Source organism: Corynebacterium sp. HMSC074C03 (assembly GCF_001838285.1).
In the GTDB taxonomy this organism is placed as follows: domain Bacteria; phylum Actinomycetota; class Actinomycetes; order Mycobacteriales; family Mycobacteriaceae; genus Corynebacterium; species Corynebacterium amycolatum.
The window spans coordinates 1-2,417 of the sequence record NZ_KV836205.1 but is presented as its reverse complement, the minus strand read 5'-3'; the positions used below and the strand labels follow the sequence as shown (position 1 = coordinate 2,417).

The 2,417-nt window shown below is 53.9% G+C and carries 3 protein-coding genes; 2 read left to right on the top strand and 1 reads right to left on the bottom strand.

From position 1 onward, the window contains the following. On the top strand, nucleotides 1-180 hold a 180-nt coding region (locus HMPREF2847_RS11660; protein ID WP_210384558.1), incomplete at its 5' end, for a hypothetical protein. A 530-nt stretch (nucleotides 181-710) separates the two neighbouring features. Continuing rightward, nucleotides 711-1,565: a 23S ribosomal RNA methyltransferase Erm gene (gene erm / locus HMPREF2847_RS04610; protein WP_016456425.1), complete on the top strand. Its 855-nt coding sequence runs from the start codon at nucleotides 711-713 to the stop codon at nucleotides 1,563-1,565. A gap of 70 nt (nucleotides 1,566-1,635) precedes the next feature. On the opposite strand, the gene HMPREF2847_RS11735 is transcribed toward erm, so the two are convergent. After that, complete coding sequence (locus HMPREF2847_RS11735) at nucleotides 1,636-1,989, bottom strand: type IIL restriction-modification enzyme MmeI (RefSeq protein ID WP_016423158.1); 354 nt, start codon at nucleotides 1,987-1,989, stop codon at nucleotides 1,636-1,638. Nucleotides 1,990-2,417: the final 428 nt, after the last annotated feature.

Below are 2,417 nucleotides of genomic sequence, written 5' to 3'. Positions count from 1 at the left end.
GGCACGCTGCAGGGGTTGCAGCTATGTGACACGGGACACAATCGCAATCAAGGTGTCTCTTCTTATTTAGATTTTCTTCAAAAAGTGGAAAAATTACGAAACGAAAACCATTTACGCTGCTCAACGTATGTTTTTGTGTTTCGTAGTTTTGTTCTTTTCGTTTACGAGATTACGAAATGACCCGCAAATACCTACCGTGACCTGCGGTGATGTGTTTCGTATTTTTCTGCGTAATTTCACGTCGCCCGAAGCAGACACCCTGCCGTGTGCTTGCTGCAGGGCTGCGGCCGTCCCTCCATGTGGAGCGTCAGTGTCGATGCTGTAACTTAAACGTACATACATTTGTGGCGCTCTCGTTACGTGTCTGTGCATTGCCGAGCTCTTTACTGTTGTGTGTGGGCGCGCAGCCGTAGTGTCCGTGCCACTCCGAGTAGGGCGCGTCGTACCCCAAACCCATGTTCAATTAAATTCCAATCCAGAGAGGTCTTGCACTGTTGCGGTGCGGTTGTCTTCTTTCTCACCGTATTGGACCCTGCGAAATTAATTGGATACGATAGGCCCATGTTGATTTCAGGTTCCGTTTTCATGCGGCCGCTCACCAGCCGCTAAGGCGGTTTTCTCCCTCCCGCAGGTTAGAAACCGCTCCGGTCCTTTAGCCGGGCGGCCATTTGCCATGCCCGGCTCCGTTTCAACTCCACGGAGCACACCTAATGTCTACATACGGATACGGCCGTCACGAACATGGCCAAAATTTTCTCACAGACCACAAGATCATCAACTCCATCGTCGATCTTGTAAAACAAACCTCCGGCCCCATCATTGAGATCGGGCCAGGAAGCGGTGCCCTCACTCACCCGATATCCCACTTGGGGAGGGCAATAACGGCAGTTGAGGTAGACGCAAAACTAGCTGCCAAACTCACAAAAAAGACCGCCTCGGCGTCGGTCGAAGTGGTCCATGATGATTTCCTCAACTTCCCGTTACCCGCCACTCCCTGCGTCATTGTGGGAAACATTCCCTTTCACCTCACCACTGCCATTCTTCGAAAGTTGTTGCATGCGCCGGCATGGACTGCCGCTGTACTCCTCATGCAGTGGGAAGTCGCTCGCCGCCGGGCCGGGGTAGGTGCAAGCACGATGATGACAGCTCAGTGGTCCCCATGGTTCACGTTTCACCTTGGTTCCCGAGTACCAAGGTCTGCTTTCCGGCCACAGCCAAACGTTGACGGGGGGATCTTAGTGATCCGCCGGGTGGGTGACCCGAAGATCCCGATAGAGCAACGCAAAGCCTTTCAGGCGATGGTGCACACCGTTTTCACCGCCCGGGGACGCGGGATAGGGGAAATTCTCCGAAGGGCAGGGTTGTTTTCATCACGTTCAGAGACACAATCATGGTTGCGCTCGCGAGGAATCGACCCCGCAACCCTACCTCCCAGATTGCACACCAGCGACTGGATCGATCTCTTCCAGGTGACTGGTTCCTCTTCACCGCGCCATCGGCCCATTTCACAATCGGGAAGTAGTCAACGCCCTCCTCAACGGAAAAATCGAGGCCGGCGGCGGTAATCCCCCCACCACCAAAACCGAAATCCACCAGTAGTAGTGAACGACCCATGTTCGTCTACCGTGAGCCGCGTTATGGCAGTGACGTGTTCTCGTCGGGCACAGTCATAGTTCCCGGCGTTGCCAGCGACAGGGTTCTACACCCAGCAGCGGGACCGATCAAAATCACCCGCACGGGGAACGACCCTGCTGGTGGTTTCGATTTTGATGAAAGCGAGGAGACATAGCCCCTCGCCAACTCCCCGTAGCTGGCGAACAGTAGCTCCTGGCGCTGGCGCTCGTTGGTGAGTTTGCGTGCCACATCGAAAGCCTTATCGACTTCCCGGTCCAAGTTGTTGTGGGCCTTGAGCAGAATTGGGTCCATCGATAACGGGTTGTAGTGCTCCGCGAGTGACCGCTGGGGGTGCCGCTCGCGTGCCCGCAGCACCAACTGTCCAGCGTCGATGATTCGCTGCTGCGCCTTCTCATCTAGTTCACACAGAGCTGGTCCGCAGTTGTAGCTCCCGATGTACTCCGAAAAACGGAAAAAATAAATAGTGGGGATACATCAACCTTCCACTTTCCATTCTTCCGGCTCAGAGTATTGAGGGGTCTGGGACCGGGTCCGTAAACCCTTTATGTTTTTCGCGCACAGCGGTTCTTAGCGACGCACCCTATAGGTTTTCCGCAGAACCTATATGTGTTTCTGTGCACCCCCATATGTTGTCTGTTTCTAGCGGTATTTCGTTGTACTTTGCGCATCGAATAGTTATTTATCGACGACACTCCGTCTAGTTCAAGTTCAACGTTTAACGCGAGGCGTTAATGACGTTTCGCGTTATTGGGGGGTGTCCCTATGTTTTTGTCAAGTGCCAG

Excerpts from the sequence above, each read along its gene's own strand:
- erm (WP_016456425.1), top strand. The coding sequence starts at position 711 with ATGTCTACATACGGATACGGCCGTCACGAACATGGCCAAAATTTTCTC.